12 protein-coding genes are annotated in these 18,673 nt (G+C 59.2%); 5 read left to right on the top strand and 7 right to left on the bottom strand.

What is annotated here, in order from left to right:
• The first annotated feature begins 77 nt into the window (after window positions 1-77).
• Window positions 78-1,229, top strand: a complete 1,152-nt coding sequence (locus Q0Y21_RS03085) for a hypothetical protein (protein ID WP_297791422.1) — start codon at window positions 78-80, stop codon at window positions 1,227-1,229.
• 63 nt (window positions 1,230-1,292) lie between these two features.
• On the opposite strand, the gene putA is transcribed toward Q0Y21_RS03085, so the two are convergent.
• Window positions 1,293-4,922: a bifunctional proline dehydrogenase/L-glutamate gamma-semialdehyde dehydrogenase PutA gene (gene putA / locus Q0Y21_RS03080; protein WP_297791420.1), complete on the bottom strand. Its 3,630-nt coding sequence runs from the start codon at window positions 4,920-4,922 to the stop codon at window positions 1,293-1,295.
• 170 nt (window positions 4,923-5,092) lie between these two features.
• Window positions 5,093-8,605: an NAD-glutamate dehydrogenase domain-containing protein gene (locus Q0Y21_RS03075; protein ID WP_297791418.1), complete on the bottom strand. Its 3,513-nt coding sequence runs from the start codon at window positions 8,603-8,605 to the stop codon at window positions 5,093-5,095.
• Window positions 8,606-8,764: 159 nt separating this feature from the next.
• Between Q0Y21_RS03075 and Q0Y21_RS03070 the strand changes: the two genes are divergently transcribed.
• Window positions 8,765-9,217, top strand: a complete 453-nt coding sequence (locus Q0Y21_RS03070; RefSeq protein ID WP_297791416.1) for an Lrp/AsnC ligand binding domain-containing protein — start codon at window positions 8,765-8,767, stop codon at window positions 9,215-9,217.
• Between the two features lie 24 nt (window positions 9,218-9,241).
• Here the strand turns inward: Q0Y21_RS03070 and Q0Y21_RS03065 are convergent, their stop codons facing one another.
• Window positions 9,242-9,877, bottom strand: coding sequence for a DUF1326 domain-containing protein (locus tag Q0Y21_RS03065; RefSeq protein ID WP_297791415.1), 636 nt, complete (start codon window positions 9,875-9,877; stop codon window positions 9,242-9,244).
• Window positions 9,878-10,108: 231 nt separating this feature from the next.
• Here Q0Y21_RS03065 and Q0Y21_RS03060 point away from each other — a divergent pair, with 231 nt between their 5' ends.
• A complete protein-coding gene (locus Q0Y21_RS03060) occupies window positions 10,109-10,696 on the top strand; it encodes a LysE family translocator (RefSeq protein WP_297792488.1) in 588 nt (195 codons plus the stop codon).
• Here the strand turns inward: Q0Y21_RS03060 and Q0Y21_RS03055 are convergent.
• A complete protein-coding gene (locus Q0Y21_RS03055; protein WP_297791413.1) occupies window positions 10,658-11,530 on the bottom strand; it encodes an AraC family transcriptional regulator in 873 nt (290 codons plus the stop codon). The genes Q0Y21_RS03060 and Q0Y21_RS03055 overlap by 39 nt on opposite strands.
• Window positions 11,531-11,634: 104 nt before the next feature.
• Here Q0Y21_RS03055 and Q0Y21_RS03050 point away from each other — a divergent pair, with 104 nt between their 5' ends.
• Window positions 11,635-12,693 (top strand): malate dehydrogenase, encoded by a 1,059-nt coding sequence (locus tag Q0Y21_RS03050; protein WP_297791411.1) that lies wholly within the window; start codon window positions 11,635-11,637, stop codon window positions 12,691-12,693.
• A gap of 3 nt (window positions 12,694-12,696) precedes the next feature.
• Here Q0Y21_RS03050 and Q0Y21_RS03045 read toward each other — a convergent pair whose 3' ends face one another.
• From Q0Y21_RS03045 to Q0Y21_RS03035, 3 genes are all read right to left on the bottom strand, one after another.
• Window positions 12,697-13,005, bottom strand: coding sequence for a lipoprotein (locus tag Q0Y21_RS03045; RefSeq protein WP_297791409.1), 309 nt, complete (start codon window positions 13,003-13,005; stop codon window positions 12,697-12,699).
• A gap of 81 nt (window positions 13,006-13,086) precedes the next feature.
• On the bottom strand, window positions 13,087-14,208 hold the full coding sequence (locus Q0Y21_RS03040; RefSeq protein WP_297791407.1) for an ABC transporter substrate-binding protein: 1,122 nt from the start codon (window positions 14,206-14,208) through the stop codon (window positions 13,087-13,089).
• Window positions 14,195-15,925 (bottom strand): chloride channel protein, encoded by a 1,731-nt coding sequence (locus tag Q0Y21_RS03035; RefSeq protein WP_297791406.1) that lies wholly within the window; start codon window positions 15,923-15,925, stop codon window positions 14,195-14,197. Before Q0Y21_RS03035 ends, Q0Y21_RS03040 begins: the two co-directional genes overlap by 14 nt.
• Before the next feature lie 105 nt (window positions 15,926-16,030).
• Between Q0Y21_RS03035 and Q0Y21_RS03030 the strand changes: the two genes are divergently transcribed.
• Window positions 16,031-18,601: an FAD-dependent oxidoreductase gene (locus Q0Y21_RS03030; RefSeq protein WP_297791404.1), complete on the top strand. Its 2,571-nt coding sequence runs from the start codon at window positions 16,031-16,033 to the stop codon at window positions 18,599-18,601.
• The last annotated feature ends 72 nt before the right edge of the window (window positions 18,602-18,673 follow it).

Here is an 18,673-nt window from a genome sequence, read left to right as displayed (position 1 = left end):
CAAACCACCCCCGGGGCTCCATGCTATCCTCGCCGTGTTAATGGCCTATAGAAACACTATCAGGGACGTAGCAGACCATGACCACCCAACACTTTCGATACTCCCCCGGCATTCTGCGAACCACTCACATGGCTGTCCTGCTCAGCGTGATTCTGCTGCCTATGTTGGGCGTATTCGTGGTGTTGGCTTGGCTGGGGATCAGTGAAACCGGTGATTTATCAAAACTGATGCATTCGGACGATGGCTCCCTGAGCTACGAGAGCATTCTGGTAATGGCGCTACTGGCACTGCTGCCTTTCATTGTTGTCAGTAACCGGAAAGTCCGGGTAGAACTGGATTCGTCCACCCTCAAGATCCACATACCCCGGCTGACCGGCATGGGACTGATGGGCCTGACCACCGGCGATCATCGCATCCTGATTCACAGCATCCAGGAGATCCGGCTCAGGGCCGCCACCGCGCCGAAAGCGCTGACTCCGGCACTCCATCATTCACGACTGGAAGTTGTCACGGCGAGACAGACCTACCGCTTACAGCCCTATAACTTTCTCCGCCTGCAGGGACCAGACCATCGTATGGGCCTGAGAGATGTCTTTGGCAAACCCGGGGACAAGCTCCCCGGCCTGCTGAAAGAGGCACCGCTGGTGCAGTCGCTGTCCGCAGCCACCGGCCAGGCAATTACTCTGTCCGAGCCCGCCTCCAGCGGTCCACTGGCCAATCAGTACAACCTGATGACTCACAAGGGCATGGTGGCACAACTGGCCCTGCTGGCCATTTTCGGCCTCTATGGGGTAGCGGATTTCGTGCTGCTCACCGATTATCTGGTGCTGGGCAATCTCCCCCTCTGGCCCTTTGTATCCGCCGGAATGCTAACTGCGGCGCTCGGCATTCGCCTGGGTCGGGGTGCACCGATGGCGGAACGCCTTGGCGTCACGGCACTGATCACCCTGGCCGCCGTTGCCGCCACCTACCCCGGCCTGCAACGCTATAGCCTGCTCGCTTCTCCGCAGCCGATTGCGGTCCCTTACCAATCAACCGCCACGGCACTGTTCGAGCATCCCGGACATCCGACCATCGACCAACGGAGCAGCCATATCCCGGAATATTGGGAAACGGTGCCGACGGGTAGTGAGTATGTGTTTTACCTGCATCGGCCGGTGATGGGATTCTCAATGGTCGACATGGGGCCGGTGCACGAGAAGAGCCGGGCCTTTTACCAGCGCAACTAACAGAACCGGCCAGGAGTATAGCCTCCCCTTCCCTGGGGAGTCGTCACCTGGCCTGTGCGATCCTTACTCGGAGGCAGCGATCAGGCTGGCGTTACCACCGGCGGCGGTGGTATCCACACACAGGTGGCGCTCGATCACGAACCGCTGGTCGAGGGTATGTTCCGTGATCAATGGCAACAGCGCGCCGTCACGCTTCGCCAGTGCCTGGCGGTATTCCCCCAGCAGGGACTGCTCGGCACAACTCACCACTGCCTGGAAACCACGGGCCATTGCCAATGCCTCGGGCTCCAACAACCCTTCAACACCAACGATCGGCAGGCCGGCCTCGGCAGCACGATTTACGGTGTCTTCCACGCCTGGCGCGATCACAACGACTTTATTGCCCTGAGACAGCGCCATCGTGGCCTGCTCCAGCGCGGTTTGCTTGTCCGGTCCGAGACAGAGAACAATGCCACGGGCGTGGTTGGACAGGCGGTTCAGCTCGCCGGTTGGGCCTGGCAACTCTTCGGCATGGGCATCCAGCGGCTCCGGAACCTCACCGAAGATCGGTTTCATGGCCTCGATTCTCACTTCTGGTGCCGGCGCCTTCATGTCGCGCAGCTTGCCAATCAGCCCTTCAAGCTTTTTGATATCAACGGACTTGGCACCGGAGTCCGCCGGACGTTCGACCGTTGCCCCCTTCAGGAAGCGACGAACGTACTGCGGACCACCCGCCTTGGGCCCCGTCCCGGACAGCCCCTCGCCACCAAAGGGCTGGGAGCCGACGATGGCACCAATCTGGTTGCGGTTGACGTAGGTGTTGCCCACCTTGATCCGGCTTGAGATCCGCTCAACCCGGCGGTCAACCCGGCTGTGAATACCAAACGTCAGGCCATAACCCTTGGCGTTGATGTCATCCACCACCTTGTCGATGTCCTTGGCCGCAAAGGTAGCCACATGCAGCACCGGGCCAAAGATCTCTTCTTCCATTTCTTCGATACCGCTGACCTTGAGTACCGCCGGCGATACGAACAGCCCCTTGTCGGGAATCGGGAGTTTCTTCAGCAGGCGGCCATTACGCTCGAACTTATCGCAGTGATCGACGATTTTCTTCTTCGCCGTCTCATCAATAACCGGCCCCACATCCGTAGACAACAGCCATGGATCGCCAATGCCCAGTTCCTCCATGGCGCCGTAAAGCATCTCCAGCAGGTTGTCGGCGATGTCTTTCTGCACGTAGAGCATGCGCAGCGCCGAACAACGCTGCCCCGCGCTCTGGAAGGAGGAGGCCAGCACATCCCGCACCACCTGCTCCGGCAGCGCAGTGGAATCCACGATCATGGCGTTGAGACCGCCGGTTTCCGCCACCAGCGGGGCATCCGGAGCCATGGTTTCGGTCATCATCTTGTTAATACTCTGGGCCGTTGCCGTGGAGCCGGTGAAGCACACGCCGGCCACCCGGGAATCGGCGGTCAGCGCGGCCCCGACGGTCGCGCCCGTGCCGGGCAGCAACTGAATGACATCGCGGGGTATACCGGCTTCATGCATCAGTTCCACCGCCCGTGCCGCCAGCAGAGACGTCTGCTCGGCGGGTTTGGCAACCACGGTGTTACCGGCAGCGAGGTTGGCCAGAATCTGGCCGGTAAAGATGGCCAGCGGGAAGTTCCACGGCGAGATACAACACATCACGCCACGGGCATCACCGCTGTCTTTATAGCGGATGGCCTCATTGGCGTAGTACTGGGCAAAATCCACTGCTTCGCGGATCTCGGCAACCGCATCCAGCAGGGACTTGCCGGCCTCCCGGGTAGTCAGCGCGAACAGCTCGTAAGCATGCTCTTCATAAAGGTCACCCACCTTGCGCACTAACGCCGCCCGCTCTTCAACGGGTGTTTTGGACCAGCTACCGAAACCTGATGTAGCTGCGGTAATAGCGGTATCCACGTCCGCATCGGAAGCCTGGGTCACATGCCCGACCAGATCGTCCAGGTTGGCGGGATTACGCACTACCTGAACCTCTGTACCGGCCACCTCACCGGCAATCACCGGGCCGCCCTTCCACCGATAATCCCGGTAGACATCGCGACCTTCATCGATCTCCTTCACCGTGACCGGATCGGTGATGTCCCAGCCCTTGGAGTTGCGGCGGTGTTCCCCGAACAGCTTGAACGGATGCACGATCGCCTTGCTGGAAATGTTGTTGCCCATTTCTTCCACGCTCAGGATCGGATCCTTGGCGATCTCTTCCGGGGTGATGCTGGTATCGACAATCTGGTTTACGAACGAGCTGTTGGCGCCGTTCTCAAGCAGGCGACGAACCAGATACGCCAGCAGATCCTTGTGGGGGCCGACCGGCGCATAAATGCGACACGGAACACCACTGACTTTCAGCACCTCATCGTGCAGAGATTCACCCATGCCGTGCAGGCGCTGGAATTCGTAGCTATCCACGCCTTTGACCTTGGCCAGTTCAAGAATCGAGGAAACCGAGTGGGCGTTATGGGTGGCGAACTGCGGGTAGATCCGATCGGCCATGTTCAGCAGTTTGGTGGCGCAGGAGACGAATGACACATCGCTGCACGCCTTACGGGTAAACACCGGGAAGCCGCTCAGGCCCATCACCTGGGCACGCTTGATTTCGGCGTCCCAATAGGCGCCCTTGACCAGACGAACCATGAAACGGCGATCGTATTTTTCAGCCAACCCGTAGAGCCAGTCCAGCGTATGGGAAGCCCGCTTGCCGTATGCCTGAACCACCACGCCGAAACCTTCCCAGCCGGCCAGCTCGGGATCAGACACCAGGGCTTCGATCACATCCAGAGACAGATCCAGACGATCCTGTTCCTCGGCGTCAATGTTAAAGCCCATGTTGGCCGCCGCTGCCTTCCTGACCAGGGTGCGGGCGCGGGGCAGCAACTCGTCCATCACCCGTTCCTTGTTGCCGTACTCGTAACGGGCCAGCAATGCGGAGAGCTTGACGGAAATCCCCGGATTCTTGCGCACATCCCCTTCGCAGGCCTTGGCGATGCTGTCGATAGCGTTGGAGTAGGCATCAAAATAATGCTTGGCGTCGTCATCGGTGCGGGCGGCTTCACCCAGCATGTCATAGGAATAGGTGTAGCCCTTGGCCATGTACTCTCGGGCTTCGTCCTGGGCTTCATCGATGTCACGGCCCAGCACGAACTGGCGCCCCATTTCCTTCATCGCCTGACCGGCCACGGTACGGATCACTGGCTCACCGAAACGCTTGAGCAGCTTGCGCAGGGTATCGCCCACGGTGTGACGCTCCGAATCCCGCAGCAGGTTGCTGGTCATCAGCAAGGCAACCGTGGCGGTGTTGATCAGCGGTGAGGACGCCTTACCCACATGGGCGCCCCAGGCACCGGAGGTGACTTTGTCTTCAATAAGCGCGTGGATGGTCATGTTGTCTGGTACACGCAGCAGCGCTTCCGCCAGACACATCAAGGCAACGCCCTCTTTGGTGGTGAGGCCGTATTCCGCCAGGAATTTTTCCATGATGGTGGATTTGGCGTTCTTGCGGACGCCGCGCACCAGATCGGCGGCTCGGGCAGAAATGGCGTCGCGCTCTGTCTGGGACAACTGAGCGCCGGCAATCAACTCACGAATCACTGTGTATTCGTCAGCCAGGTAGTATTCACGAATGGCCTGCCGGCTATCGATAAGTGCGGGAGTCACTGACTGCTGCGGTCTCATAGTTGTACCCTCTTAGTTGTTTATCTGTCTCGCATTCTACCGAGATCAACAAAGACTGTTTCTCTATTAGAACCGTACTTGCATACCTTTTTGTCTTTATTGCCAGTTAAAATTTTATTAATTGCCCATTAAAAGACTAAAACCTAGATACATTTCCCAAGGGCACTTTATCACCCGGTCTTCGAGGCCAGCTCGCGAAGCACGCCGTGAGCAACCGAGAAAACCGCACAATCAACCTCGTTGGCAGCCTGCATATCCCCCAGCATCCGTTTCCAGCGTCCCAGTAAAGGCTGTTTGTCCTCTCGCCAGACCTCCAGCAACTGCTCCGGAGAATGCGCCCCGGGAACCTCGTCAGCTCCTGCGGTAAACACACTGGATGTGAGATCCCGCAGTTTCTGATCAAGTTCATCCCGGTAGTGTATGGTTGCCAGTACCTGCCAATGCCCCCGCGCCCGGAATATTCGCATCTGCCTGTCCAGCCAGGTCAGGTTCAGACTTTCTCCCAGCCGGAAGTACACCCATGCCACGGACTCAAGAGGCTGATCCAGCTGATGGGATATCTCGATCATATCCATCAGCCAATAGCGACTCTCGGCCGAGGCACAATAGGCGGCAAGATGCTCCGGCACCTCTTCCTTATGGTACTCCTCATAAGTTTCCTGCCAACGACTTTCCGGAATCACCGTTGCCAACCGCTCTCTGGACGCCAACACCTCGGCCAGAGGTTCCTGATAACGCCCCAGGCAGTTGTCCGGATCCAGGCCGTGCCAGCGGTTCTGCAACAACCAGCGGGTACTCCGCGTAACCAGGCGAATGACATCTCCGAACATCTCGGCCTGGACCTGTGCGCTGACCTTGCCGTCCAGCGCTTCAATGTCGGCCCATTTGGCATCTACGCCATGGACGCGCAGGGAGATCAGATACGCAGCGGCCAGGCGGCCACAGTCGACCCCGGTGGCGTTGCGAATTCTGTCGACCCAGGTAATTCCCATGCGATTGACAATATCGTTGGCGATCTGGGTCGCGGAGATCTCGGCACGCAGGGGGTGTGCCTCAACGGCATCGGGAAAGGTCTCCAGCAACGACGCAGGAAAGGCCGAATGGAGCGCCGGGGCAAAACGGTGATCGTGAACAATGGGAGCAGTGAGCAGCGCCTGTTTAAGCTCGATTTTGGCGTAGGAAACGAGCACCGACAGCTCCGGACGGGTAAAGCCCGCTGCGCGTTCACGCCGGGTCTGAAGCTCATCATCGTCGGGCAGGAATTCGAGTGCCCGGTCCAGCTTGCCCTCGGTCTCCAGACGTCTCATCAGACGTTCGTATTCGTCTACCGAGGCCACAACGCCACTCTGGGCCAGGCTCAATGTCATGGCCTGCCGGTAATTGTTTTGCAGCACCAGATCGGCCACTTCGGGCGTCATCGCCCGCAGCATCCGGTTGCGTTCGTCCAGCGTCAGCCGCCCCTGCTGGACCAGATCGTTGAGCAGGATCTTGATATTGACCTCATGGTCCGAGCAATCCACCCCACCGGCATTATCGATAAAGTCACTGTTGGCGGCACCGCCGGTGCGGGCAAAACCGATACGACCAAGTTGGGTCACCCCAAGGTTGCCACCCTCACCCAACACCTTGCAGCGCAGCTGGTCGCAATTGATCCTTAACCCGTCATTGGATTTATCGCCCACGTCTTCGTGGGACTCATCCCTGGCCTTCACATAAGTGCCGATACCGCCGTTCCACATCATGTCCACCGGCGCCTTGAGCAGCGCGCTGATCAACTCGTTGGGGGATAACCGGGTGGCCTCAACGTTGAGTACGGCGCGCATCTGCGGTGAAAGCGGGATCGATTTCATGGAGCGGGGAAATACCCCGCCGCCCTCACTGATCAGCCGGGCGTCGTAATCGGCCCAGCTCGAGCCAGGCGTCTGGAACAGTCGCTGGCGTTCGGCAAAGGAAGCCCTGGCATCCGGCACCGGGTCGATAAAAATATGCTGGTGGTTAAACGCACCTATCAGGCGAATACGATAGGACAGCAGCATGCCGTTCCCGAAAACATCGCCGGCCATATCCCCGATGCCAACCACGGTAAATTCATCCTTCTGGGTATCCAGCCCTTTTTCCAGGAAATGGCGTTTCACCGATTCCCAGGCACCGCGTGCGGTAATGCCCATCTTCTTGTGATCGTAGCCCTCGCTGCCACCGGAGGCAAACGCATCGCCCAGCCAGAAACCGTATTCCTTCGACAGCCGGTTGGCGATGTCGGAAAACGTGGCGGTCCCCTTGTCGGCGGCGACCACCAGGTAGGTATCGTCCTCATCATGGCGAACCACATCGGGCGGAGGCACAACGACGCCACCGTCCAGATTGTCCGTCAGATCCAGCAGCCCCCGAATAAAGGTCTGGTAGCAGGCGATGCCTTCGGCTCGCATGTCCTCCCGGGAACCGTCCCGAGGCGGCTGCTTGACGATGAAACCGCCTTTGGCTCCAACTGGCACGATCACCGAATTCTTGACCTGCTGCGCCTTGACCAGCCCCAAGATCTCGGTGCGGTAATCCTCGACACGATCGGACCAGCGCAAACCGCCCCGGGCGACCGGCCCCGCCCGCAAATGAACGCCTTCCACCCGTGGCGAATACACAAACACCTCAAAGCGCGGACAGGGTTTGGGGATGTCGGGAATAGCGCCGGGGTCGAGCTTGAAGGACAGGTAGCCCTTGATCTGGCCACCGTGCTGGCGCTGGTAGTAGTTGGTTCTCAGCGTTGCCTTGATCAGCACATAGAACCGTCTGAGGATACGGTCGTCATCCAGACTTTCCACGGCTTCCAGTGCGCCAAGAATATCGCTCTCAATTCGCCCGACCATCACCTCCCGGGTTTCCGCCGGGATATCCGGATCAAAACGCGCGTTGAAGTAGAGCACCAGCATTGAGGTGATATTCAGGTGACGTGCCAGGGTGTCGGCAATGAACGGTTGGCTGAAGCCAAAACGTATCTGCTTGATATACCTGGAATACGCCCTCAGCAGCGCGACTTCGCGCCACCCCAGCCCCGCAGCCATGATGAGCTGGTTGAAGTCGTCATTTTCCGCGAAGCCATTCCAGATTTCACGAAACGCCTCCTGCAACAGAGGCCTGGCCTTTTCCAGGTCGGCGTCACGGCAATGGGAGTGGCACTCCACGGTAAAGTCACTGACGCCGAAATGTTGCCCGTCCCGCCGCTGAACCCGATACGGATGCTCCCCCAGCACCCGCATCCCCAGGTTCTCGAGAATCGGAATGACATCCGAGAGAATCACCGGGTTGCCCTGGCTATAAAGCTTGAAGTTGAGCTCTCCGTCGGACAATGGCTCTGCAAGCTGGTAGAAACGCATGGGTACATCGGAACTGACGGCGATGGACTGGATCTGGTGGATGTCGCCAATCGCCTCCGCCACGGGGAAACGTGCCCGGTATGCTGACGGAAAGCCGCCACTGAACATCTGCGCACACAAACCACCAGACGTCTCGCCAAACGACTCAACCAACTGGGCGTGCAGATCATCGTCCCAGGACTGGGACTCGGTCATCATCTTCGCGACAATTTCCCGCAGGTTCCTCGTGCCGTGAGGATCCGACTCCTGATCCTGGAGGGCGTCAGCGAGTTGTTCCAGCAAGGTTTGTTGTTGTGATGGGCGGGACTGTGACATGAAGCGTCTCCGGATACATTCAACTGGGTATATGGAATGGAGGAAGCTCCAGTATACTCAACTCCCCAAAGTCCCTTTGACCATATAGTTTCAAAATACAGGTATTTTGATTATATTTAGGTCTTGATATAGCCGTTCATCCAGCCAGGAAACATATTTATGGTCGAATTGGACAGAATCGATCACGCCATTATTCGCGAACTTCAGAAGCACGCCCGGATCACCGTTACCGAGCTTGCCTCCCGTGTAGGATTGTCAAAAACACCGTGTCAGGTTCGCATGCGTCGGCTCGAAGAACAGGGCTATATCACCGGCTACACCGCACTGGTTAACCAGACCAAACTCGGGCAGAGCCATATCGCCTTCGCCCAGGTCACCCTGCACGACACCAGCAGCCAGTCGCTCACCGCTTTCAATAAAGCCGTGAAGCAGATCTCGGCCGTCGAGCAATGCCATATGATCGCCGGCAATTTCGACTACCTGCTGAAGGTCAGGACCCGAAACATGGCAGAGTATCGACAGGTGCTGGGGGAACAGATTTCAGCCCTGCCCCATGTGTTGCAGACCAGCACGTTTGTGGTGATGGAGAGTGTCAAGGATGCGGGGCTGTAAGCGAAAGCCACAGCCCCGATTCAGCTATCGATAAACGCCGCTCGGTCCAATATCCAGATGGGACAGATGGCAATGGCTGGCATCCATTTCCAGGGGGATTCCCGCATGGGCACTCGTGCGTCCACGGGCCACTTCCGCCACCGCATACTCAAAACCACCGGGCAAGTCGATACGCGCCTGATGTTCCTCACCTGAGATCGGATTGAGGATGGGCTCCCCGGATGCGTCAATCATGTCAGCCACACGGACACTGGCGCGACGCCCCTCAACGTCACAGTCCACCTGGATCGGACAGAACACCGGATCGTGCATTTTAGTCAACGTACTGGCAAACACGTTAAAAAACGTGGCTCCGGGCTCGGAGTTATCACCGGAAAGGATCAACATCAGCGCCTCGCGCTGCTCTGGCGTCGCCCGCTCATCAACAAATGCCTGACCCTGGCCATTGCCCTCGTGGATGGCACCGGGCCAGTGCAGTGTCATGGCAAACGACAATCCATCCAAACGGGTATCGCCAAGAAACCCCTCTTCAATCCTCACCGCTGCAAACGCCTTGCAGTCACCATGGGTCGGCCGCCCCATAAACTGGCAGGGACAGCCCACCTCACAGTTACAGTTTACGAACTCCAATCCCTTGATGCGCCAATCAACCTTGTTCATCGCCGTCACTCCTGTAAGCAACGCAGTGTGTGGGTAAAAGGGTAGTTCAGATCAAGGAATGGTATTAGACGATTACGGACCCAGAATCGACCGGATATAATCGTCAGTATTAACCGGCCTATTCTGCTTTGTGCGCGATTCCGGCCCAGCACAATTTTGTGCAATACCCGTTTTGATTATGGCGTCAGACTCCTTCGGACCACTCTGCACTGAAAGGAGCTGACCGTGACCCTGTCCCTGATTTTGCCTATGTCCGCCTTTGCACTGGCCGCCTCCATATCGCCGGGGCCGGTGAACCTTGTGTGCCTGAGCAGCGGCACCCGCTATCGCCTGAACAGAGGATTGTGGTTTGTCACCGGCGCCACGCTGGGATTTATCGCCCTCTTCCTTGCTATCGGTTTCGGGCTGCATTCGGCACTTGCCTGGATTCCCGGATTTGAACGGTTGCTGACCTGGGCCGGTATCGCATTTCTGCTTTACCTGAGCTATCGCCTGGCCGTGGATGATGGGCAAATTTCCGAAGAAGCCCCCGACAGGGCCCCCGGGTTCTGGACCGGCGCACTTATGCAATGGCTCAATCCAAAGGCGTGGCTGGCTTCGGTCTCAGGCATCGGGGCATACACTTCCGGTGGTGATCTGACCCAACTGACGATCTTTGCCGCGCTGTATCTACCGATCTGCTGGCTGTCCCTGTCCACATGGGTACTGACCGGGCGCTTTCTCCGCCAGCATATCCGGCGCCCCTCGCTCCTGCGTGCGGTTAATCGTGCCCTTGCCGCCTTACTTGCGGCGAGTTGCCTGTACCTGATCCTCGATTAACGGTCGACCGTACTGCCCTGGAGTGGCGGCAACCAGACGCTTGAATACCCGCTGGAAGTGAGGCTGATCAAAAAAGCCCGCGGCCAGGGCTGCATCGGCGATCGGCGCGCCTTGCTTCAGGGCGCGCTGCCCAAGCTGGATGCGTCGATTGATCTGATAGGCGTGGGGCGTCATCCCGAAGTGTTTGCGAAACACCCGCACCAGATGCGAGGGCGACAACGCCACACGCTCTGCCATCCACTCGAGGGACAGCTCATCCACACAATGATCATCCAGATAGCGGGCGAGTGCCTGAATGGGACCAGGCGCAGGAGGGAATGGCCCATCAGAGTGTGCGGATGGCGCCGAAACCGACACCATCACCTCAGACAGAAAGGCTTCCGTCCGGTCCCGTTTCTGCTGTATCGACACCTGTTCATCCAACAGACAATCCGCCAGATCCCGGAACCCCAGGAACAGCGGTTCCGACCGGCTGACATCGCAATCCAGGTCCTGCCAGACCGGCTCGTCACACAAACCCAACCGAAACCTGAGCCCGGCCAGCCATTCGGCATCCACATACAGCATCAGATAGGCCCATGGCTGATTTTCAATGGGGTTGCAGTTGTGTACCCATTCGGGGTTCATGAATACCAGTGCCCCGGCACTGACTCGATAACGCCGATCCACATAGACAAACGTACTCTGCCCGGCGGTAATGGCGCCCATCGACCACTGGGTGTGGGTATGAGGTGCGTAACACACCTTTCGGCCGTCCTCGACAACCCGAAGTTCGACATGGGGCAGCCGACTGTCACGCCAGAATATCGGTTGGGGGGTGGATGACCGGCTCATACCGTAACTCGCCTCCGACTTGTGGGGGTTGGTTTGTGGAGGAATTTCCCACCTCACAGTGCTAGAGTTTACATGGAACATCCATCTGCGTAAGGGAGGTCTGCATGAAACGTCCCGTCAAAATCGCAATTACCGGTGCCGCTGGTAGCGTCTGCTACTCCCTGCTTTTCAAGATTGCCACCGGCGAAATGATCGACCGGGATCAGCCCGTTATTCTGCAGCTCATCGAGGTGCCCGAGGCCATGGACGCGTTGCGCGGCATCGCCATGGAACTCGAAGACTGTGCCTTCCCACTGCTGCACAGCATCAGCCTGTACGATAAGTTTGAGGAAGGCGTTGTTGGTGCCCACTATGTGTTGCTGCTGGGCGCCAAGCCCCGTGGACCGGGTATGGAGCGCAGCGAACTGATTGCTGCAAACGCTCCAGCCTTTGCCAGCCAGGGCCGCGCCATCAATCAGTTCGCCAACCGGGACGTGAAAGTACTGGTGGTGGGCAATCCCGCCAACACCAACGCGCTGTGCGCCAGCCGCAACGCCCCGGACCTGTCACCGGCGCAGTTTACCGCCCTCACCCGGCTGGATCACAACCGCGCCCGGGGCATTCTGGCGAACCACACCGGCGCCAACCCCAAGGACATTCGCCGCATCACGATTTGGGGCAACCACTCCAACACCCAGTTCCCCGATCTTGGCCACGCCACCATCTACGGTGAGCCGGCGATGTCGCAGGTGGATGAGAGCTGGTATCGCGATCACTTTATCGAGAAGATCCAGAAGCGTGGAGCGGCTGTTATTGAAGCCCGCGGGCGTTCCAGTGCGGCCTCCGCCGCCCAGGGGGTCATCAACCACATGCACGACTGGATCAATGGCACCGCCGAAAATGACTGGGTCAGTATGGCCATCGTCTCCGATGGCAGTTACGGAATCGCAAAGGGAATCATTTATTCCTTCCCGGTGCGCTGTGACTACGGGCGCTACCAGATTGTGCAGGGGCTGGAGATCAGTGACTTTGCGCGGGAAAAAATGACCGCCACCGAGCAGGAGTTGCTCTCGGAAATGAAGACCGTCGCCGATCTGCTTCCCAAAGAAACGGAAGCGTCACACCAGAATCTCTCGGTGGGCCTGCGGTCGGGGCAGTATCTGCAGACCGACCGGGTGCGTTAATCTTTATCCGACTGGCTGGCAGCCACGGACTGCAAGCGCAATGTTGGCGCTGGCCTTGATCTGCTCCTCGTACCCTTCAGCGGAGCTGACGCCCTGTTGAGCCACAGAGCCAGCAGTCGGGTTTACCAGGGCAGCCAACGCCTGCAGCGACTGGGCGGACTGCTTGTCCTGCTGGTAGGTATCGAAAGCCTGGTAGATTTCACCGCAGGTCACACCGTCACCATCGGTGGCGGCAGAAGACATATAGCCGGATGTCTGGCAGCCGGCCAGGGCGGTTGTCAGAAAAAGCGGGAACAAGAAAACCTTCTTCAATGGATACTCCTCCGGATTATTGAAAGCGGGGTGAGTTTTACCTCAACCCCCATGCTCGGGCAACGTCAATACACGCCAAAGTCATTCCCCCGGTTCCCGCCGGGGCGGAGAATCCTCGTCATTCCGTTCAAGCCATTCGCGGAACCATTGCTCCCTTAACCGAACCGTTTGGGAGTACCAACGGTGGTCCCGGATAACGGCATTTGCCATGTGCTCCGGGGCCGTTGGCATGTGAGGACGCATCGGCACACGGGTCTCCACATGGAGACCGATATGCTGGCGTGCCGAATGACGGGCAGGACCATAGCTGATCCGGTTCGCCTGAGCGGCCATATTCTCCGTGCGGGTGGCAAATCCGATAAATTGTTCCGCTATAGCCATCTGATCTGTCCCCCGGGGAACGGCCCAGCTGTTAAAACCGATCAGCTGTCCGTCCCAGATCACTGAAATCGGCGCTCCCTCGTTCACCTGCGCATCGAAAAACCGCCCGTTATACCCCGTTGCCATGGCCACCTTGCCACTGGTGAGTAACTCCACGGACTCGGCACCGCCGGTCCACCAGACGATGTCGTCGCGAATTTCGTCCAGGCGTCGAAACGCCAGCTCCAGCCCGCGCCGGGTACTGAGCAAGTCATAGAGTTGCTCTCTCGGCACCGACAACGACAGCAAAGCCCACTCAAGCATGCCCACCGGCGCGCGTCGTAGGGCGCGTTTTCCCGGGAAGGTCTCCAGATCAAAGAAATCCGCCACCGTGCGAGGCTTGACGCCAGGAAAGGCTCGATCGTCGTAGGCAATCACCGTGGAGAATACAATCTGGGTGATAAAACACGGATCAATGGCCCCAGCCATGAAATCTTCTTCCGGGGGCGTACCGTCAGGAGCCGGCGCCAGAATGGCCGGGGAAATACTCTCCAGCAGCCCCTCCTCACAAGCGGCACTGGCGTCCGACTGAATCATGTCAATCACATCCCATTCCACCTCTCCGCTGGCCAGTTGCTCGCGAAGCACCTGCAGGCCACCGTTATAGACCACCGTACGCACTTCAATACCGGTCTGTTCGGTGAACGGCTCAAAATAGGCCGCCCTCTGACTTTCCTCATAGGCGCCGCCCCAGGTCGCCACCGTCAGCACCTGGTCCTCGGCAGCCACCAGCCCCGGCAATATAAACGAGACGATTGCCAGGCACTTGCTAAGCGGCTTCATTTTCTTCCTCGCGCAGGTCATGGACGATTTCCAGATAGGCCCGAATCACCGCCTCCTCGGGCACCACCCCAATCAGGCGGCCATCGGCTCCGATCAGCGGTACAGCCTCCCCCAGGAATCCCCGCAGCATCTCCATGGATTGCCAGACCGTGGTGTCATCACCAAACTGCGTTGCCCCGGTCACTACCATGGCATCCAGCGGTGCATCGGCGCGGCCATTGACCAGTTTCTGCAGCCGCACGACACCCCGGAATTTCCCCTCACGAGTGAGCACCATGGCCTCGCCCCGGTCATCATCCACCAGGCGCTGGCGAACGGTTCCCAGGTTTTCATCCACGTAGGCTGTGGTGTAGGCCTGGCTGCAATAATCACGGACTGGATGGGTCTCCAGGATCGCCTTATCCCGCCCGAGGGAAAGATCAAACCCACGGGCACGGAGCTGAAGGTCGAACAACGATCGCCCGATCACCCGGTAGGAAATCAGGTTCGAGAACACCACGGCGACCATAGCCGCAATGGTCAGGTCGTAACTGCGGGTCAGCTCGAATACGATCAGGATCGTGGTCAGGGGGGCACCGATAACGGAACTGGCCAGCGCCATCATGCCGCAGATGGCATACACCTCCAGCCCGGAGTATGGCAGCGGCAGCAGGTAAGGCAGAACCAGGCCGTAGAAAGCACCGAACAGAATCCCCACCAGCAGGGCCGGGCTGAATACCCCACCCACAAAACCGAAGCCGATACACAGTGCCGTCAGCACCAGCTTGGCGACAATGATCAGCGCCAGCTCACCAATGCCGAAGGCCCCCTCAATGGTGGCAAAACGCAGGGTTTCCTGACCGATCCCCAAAACCTCCGGAATCCATAATGCGACCAGGCCCAGCACCAGTCCTGCCGAGGCCGGCTTCAACCACTGCGGCACGGGAAATCGACGGGCCGCGTCAGTGCTGGCTCGCAGGAGCCACATGAAACAGCAGGCCAGCCCGGCACTCAGCACCCCCTCCAGGGCGAAGAACACAAACTCGTAGCTGTGTTCCACATGGCCGAAACTCACCAGGAACATCGCCGGCCGGTCGAAGATCACGTTGGCGATGATATAGCCGGTGGCGGAGGCCACAGTGACCGGGGCGAATGCTCTCAGGGAATAGTGACGCAGGATCACTTCGTGAGCGAAGACCAGCCCGGCGATAGGCGCGTTGAATGCGGTGGCAATCGCGGCGGCCACACCACAGGCGATGGCGATGGAGCGCTGGTGACGAAGCTTGAGTTTGAGGTGACCGGCCAGGTTGCCGAACATGGCCCCAAGGTAGACCAGTGGCCCGTACTGCCCCACCGATGCCCCGCTGCCAAGAGAGACCAGCGCCGCCAGTGTGGACGCCAGGCCGCTGCGGAAGCCTGGTCCCGATCGCTGGGTCTGCGCCGCGAGGATGACATCGGGGGGCGCCAGGGCGCGGCGCTCCTGCACAAACCAGCGAACGATCAACCCGACGATCAACCCACCGGACGCCGGCACCGCAATGGTCGCGGCCATCACCAGAAGGTGCCGGTCCTCCGCCTGGATACGGGCGTAAGGCGACACCAGAAGATAATCGTTCAGCAGCAGGACCGCCTCAACAAAGGCAATGGCCGCCAGGGACGCCACCGCACCCACGGCAACAGCCACCACCGTCACCATGGTGACCTGATACACCGTCTGCCGAACGTCCGGTCTGTCCATGATCCCTGTGCCGTTTTTGGACTTATGTATGTCGTATTCAATGTAGCAACCTCCCGGAATCGGGGCCACATTGAAACAAAGCCGTGTGCGGAAGGGGCAATCGAAATGGCACAACTACCGAAAAGCGCAAAAGTGGTGATCATTGGGCAGGGAGGAATCGTTGGCGCCTCGGTCGCCCACCACCTGATCGAACGGGGATGGGACAACATCGTCGGACTGGAGAAGTCCGCCATTCCCACGGATATCGGCTCCACCTCCCACGCCTCGGATTTCTGCTTCACCACGTCCCACGACAAGCTCAACATCTACACCACCAAGTACAGCCAGGCGTTTTACGAAAAGCGCGGGAACTACGAGAGATGCGGCGGTATGGAAGTGGCACGCATTGATGACGACGAGCGCATGGACGAACTGCGTCGCAAGGTAGGTTCTGGCAAGGCTTTTGGCACCAACGTCAGCATGATTTCACCGAAACAGGCCAAGGAACTGTTCCCGCTGGTGGATGAGAACTGCATCCAGGGAGCCATGTGGGACCCGGATGCCGGGCTGGTCGTGCCCCGGTCCCAGAAAGTGGCCGGCGACCTGGTGGAAGAAGCTATTGCCACCGGCAAATTACAGGCGTTCCCCTACACCCCCGCGATCCGCATTGATGTCCGGGACGGCCAGGTATGCGGTGTGGAAACTCATAAGGGCTACATCGAAACCGAATACGTGGTGCTTTCCATGGGCATCTGGGGACCGTTAATGGCCAACACCGCCTCGTCCCCGCTGCCGCTGATGCCATTGGAACACCCGCTGCTGTTCTTCGGCCCCTACGAGGCACTGAACGGTACCGGCAAACAGATCGTCTACCCGCTCTTCCGCGACCAGGGCAATTCCGCCTATGTGCGAGACACGGGCGATCCAACCACCACCGAGGGTGGTCACATTGAGTGGGGCTACTACGAAGCGGACAATCCGCGCCTGGTGTATCCCGGTGCCATCGCAGAGCCGGAAGATGCGCGGATGTCTCCGTCCATGCGGGACCTGTCGCTGGATCAGGTCATGGATGCGTACGAAAAAGCCATCGAGATGACTCCCATCCTCGGTGAACTGGGCTGGGAGGAGAAACACTCCTTCAACGGACTGCTCTCCGTCACACCCGATGGCGGCTCACTGATGGGTGAATCTCCCGAGGTGCGCAACCTGTGGTTCGGTGAGGCGGTCTGGGTCAAGGATGGCCCCGGCGCCGGCAAGCTTCTGGCGGACTGGATGACCGACGGCCGGCCGGACATGGACCCACACAGCGTCGATATCGCCCGACATTATCCGCTGCAGAAAACACCGGACTATGTGTACAACCGCTGCTACGAGACCGCGAAGAAAATCTACACCCCGGCGATCCATCCCCGGGAGCCCTACCTCACCGGCCGGCAGATGCGCACCAGTCCCTTCTATCTGCGGGAAGTGGAACTGGGCGGCTATTTCATGGAGGCGGCCGGCTGGGAACGGGCCCATGGCTATGCCGCCAACGAGGCAACGCTACTGGAGAAGTACCGGGACCACATACCAGTGCGGGAACACGAATGGGATGCCCGGCATTTCTGGGAAGTCTCCAACGCCGAACAACTGGAGATGAGCGAATCCGTGGGCATGATCAACCTGTCCCACTTCGCCATCTTCGACATCTCCGGCGACGATGCCGAGGCCCTGCTGGAGTACCTTTCCGTGGCCAAGGTGGGTGGCACCACGCCCCATGGCAAAGGGGTCTACACCCATTTCCTCGATGACCGGGGCGGCATACGCTCCGACCTCACCATCATCCGCCGGGGCGGCAACGACTACCGGGTGATCTGTGGCGGAGATACCGGCCACCGGGACTATTGCTGGATCACCCGTATGGCCCGGGCAAAAGGCCTGGACAATGTTCGCATTCAGGATCGCACCGATGAACTGGCCACTCTTGGGCTGTGGGGGCCGAAAGCGCGGGAGACCCTGGCGAAACTGGTCAGCAATCCGGACGAGCTGTCCCACGAGAACTTCCCCTTTGCCACCGCCCGGGAACTGAATGTGCAGGGCGTGCCGGTCTGGGCCTTCCGGATCTCCTATGTCGGTGAGCTGGGCTGGGAACTCTACTTCCCGTTCAGCTATGGCCTGAAGATCTGGGACCTGCTCTACGAAGCAGGCGTCACACCGGTTGGTATCGAGACCTACGCCAATACCCGCCGCCTGGAGAAGAGCCTGCGACTGCAGAACGTGGATCTGGAGGTGGAATACAACCTGTACGAGGCCGGGCTGGCGCGCCCCAAGGTCAAGGAAGCGGACTTCCATGGCAAGGCCGCCTACCTGGAACAACGGGCACTGCCACAGCAGGCCGCCTATCTGTGCACCATGACTATGCTGGAGCACCGTGATGCCAATGGCGTACTGCGCTATCCGGTAGGTCAGTGGCCCATTCTGGATCCGCAAACCGGCGAGGTGCTGGTTGACAGCCAGGGGCGTCGCTCCTACAACACCAGTGCTGTTTGGGGCCCCTCGGTAGGCAAGATCATCCTGCTGGGTTACATCCCGGCTGACTACGCACAGGAGGGCCGGGAACTCACTCTGGAATACTTCCAGGAGCATTACCCCATCCGAATTGAAGCGGTGGGTTACCGGGCACTGTTTGATCCGGACAACGAACGGGTGAAAACCTGAAGAGGTATTGTGGAAGCGCAATTGACCGGGCAAGACGCGACAGAAACGTCGCATATGGAACATTCGGGAGCG

It is taken from the genome of uncultured Marinobacter sp. (genome assembly GCF_947259545.1).
Lineage (GTDB): Bacteria > Pseudomonadota > Gammaproteobacteria > Pseudomonadales > Oleiphilaceae > Marinobacter.
This window is presented reverse-complemented; position numbering and strand designations above follow the sequence as displayed.

Bases quoted from the DNA above. Each gene is read 5' to 3' on its own strand.
- Q0Y21_RS03085 (WP_297791422.1), top strand. From the start codon at position 78: ATGACCACCCAACACTTTCGATACTCCCCCGGCATTCTGCGAACCACT.
- putA (WP_297791420.1), bottom strand. From the start codon at position 4,922: ATGAGACCGCAGCAGTCAGTGACTCCCGCACTTATCGATAGCCGGCAG.
- Q0Y21_RS03075 (WP_297791418.1), bottom strand. From the start codon at position 8,605: ATGTCACAGTCCCGCCCATCACAACAACAAACCTTGCTGGAACAACTC.
- Q0Y21_RS03070 (WP_297791416.1), top strand. From the start codon at position 8,765: ATGGTCGAATTGGACAGAATCGATCACGCCATTATTCGCGAACTTCAG.
- Q0Y21_RS03065 (WP_297791415.1), bottom strand. From the start codon at position 9,877: ATGAACAAGGTTGATTGGCGCATCAAGGGATTGGAGTTCGTAAACTGT.
- Q0Y21_RS03055 (WP_297791413.1), bottom strand. From the start codon at position 11,530: ATGAGCCGGTCATCCACCCCCCAACCGATATTCTGGCGTGACAGTCGG.
- Q0Y21_RS03050 (WP_297791411.1), top strand. From the start codon at position 11,635: ATGAAACGTCCCGTCAAAATCGCAATTACCGGTGCCGCTGGTAGCGTC.
- Q0Y21_RS03040 (WP_297791407.1), bottom strand. From the start codon at position 14,208: ATGAAGCCGCTTAGCAAGTGCCTGGCAATCGTCTCGTTTATATTGCCG.
- Q0Y21_RS03035 (WP_297791406.1), bottom strand. From the start codon at position 15,925: ATGGACAGACCGGACGTTCGGCAGACGGTGTATCAGGTCACCATGGTG.
- Q0Y21_RS03030 (WP_297791404.1), top strand. From the start codon at position 16,031: ATGGCACAACTACCGAAAAGCGCAAAAGTGGTGATCATTGGGCAGGGA.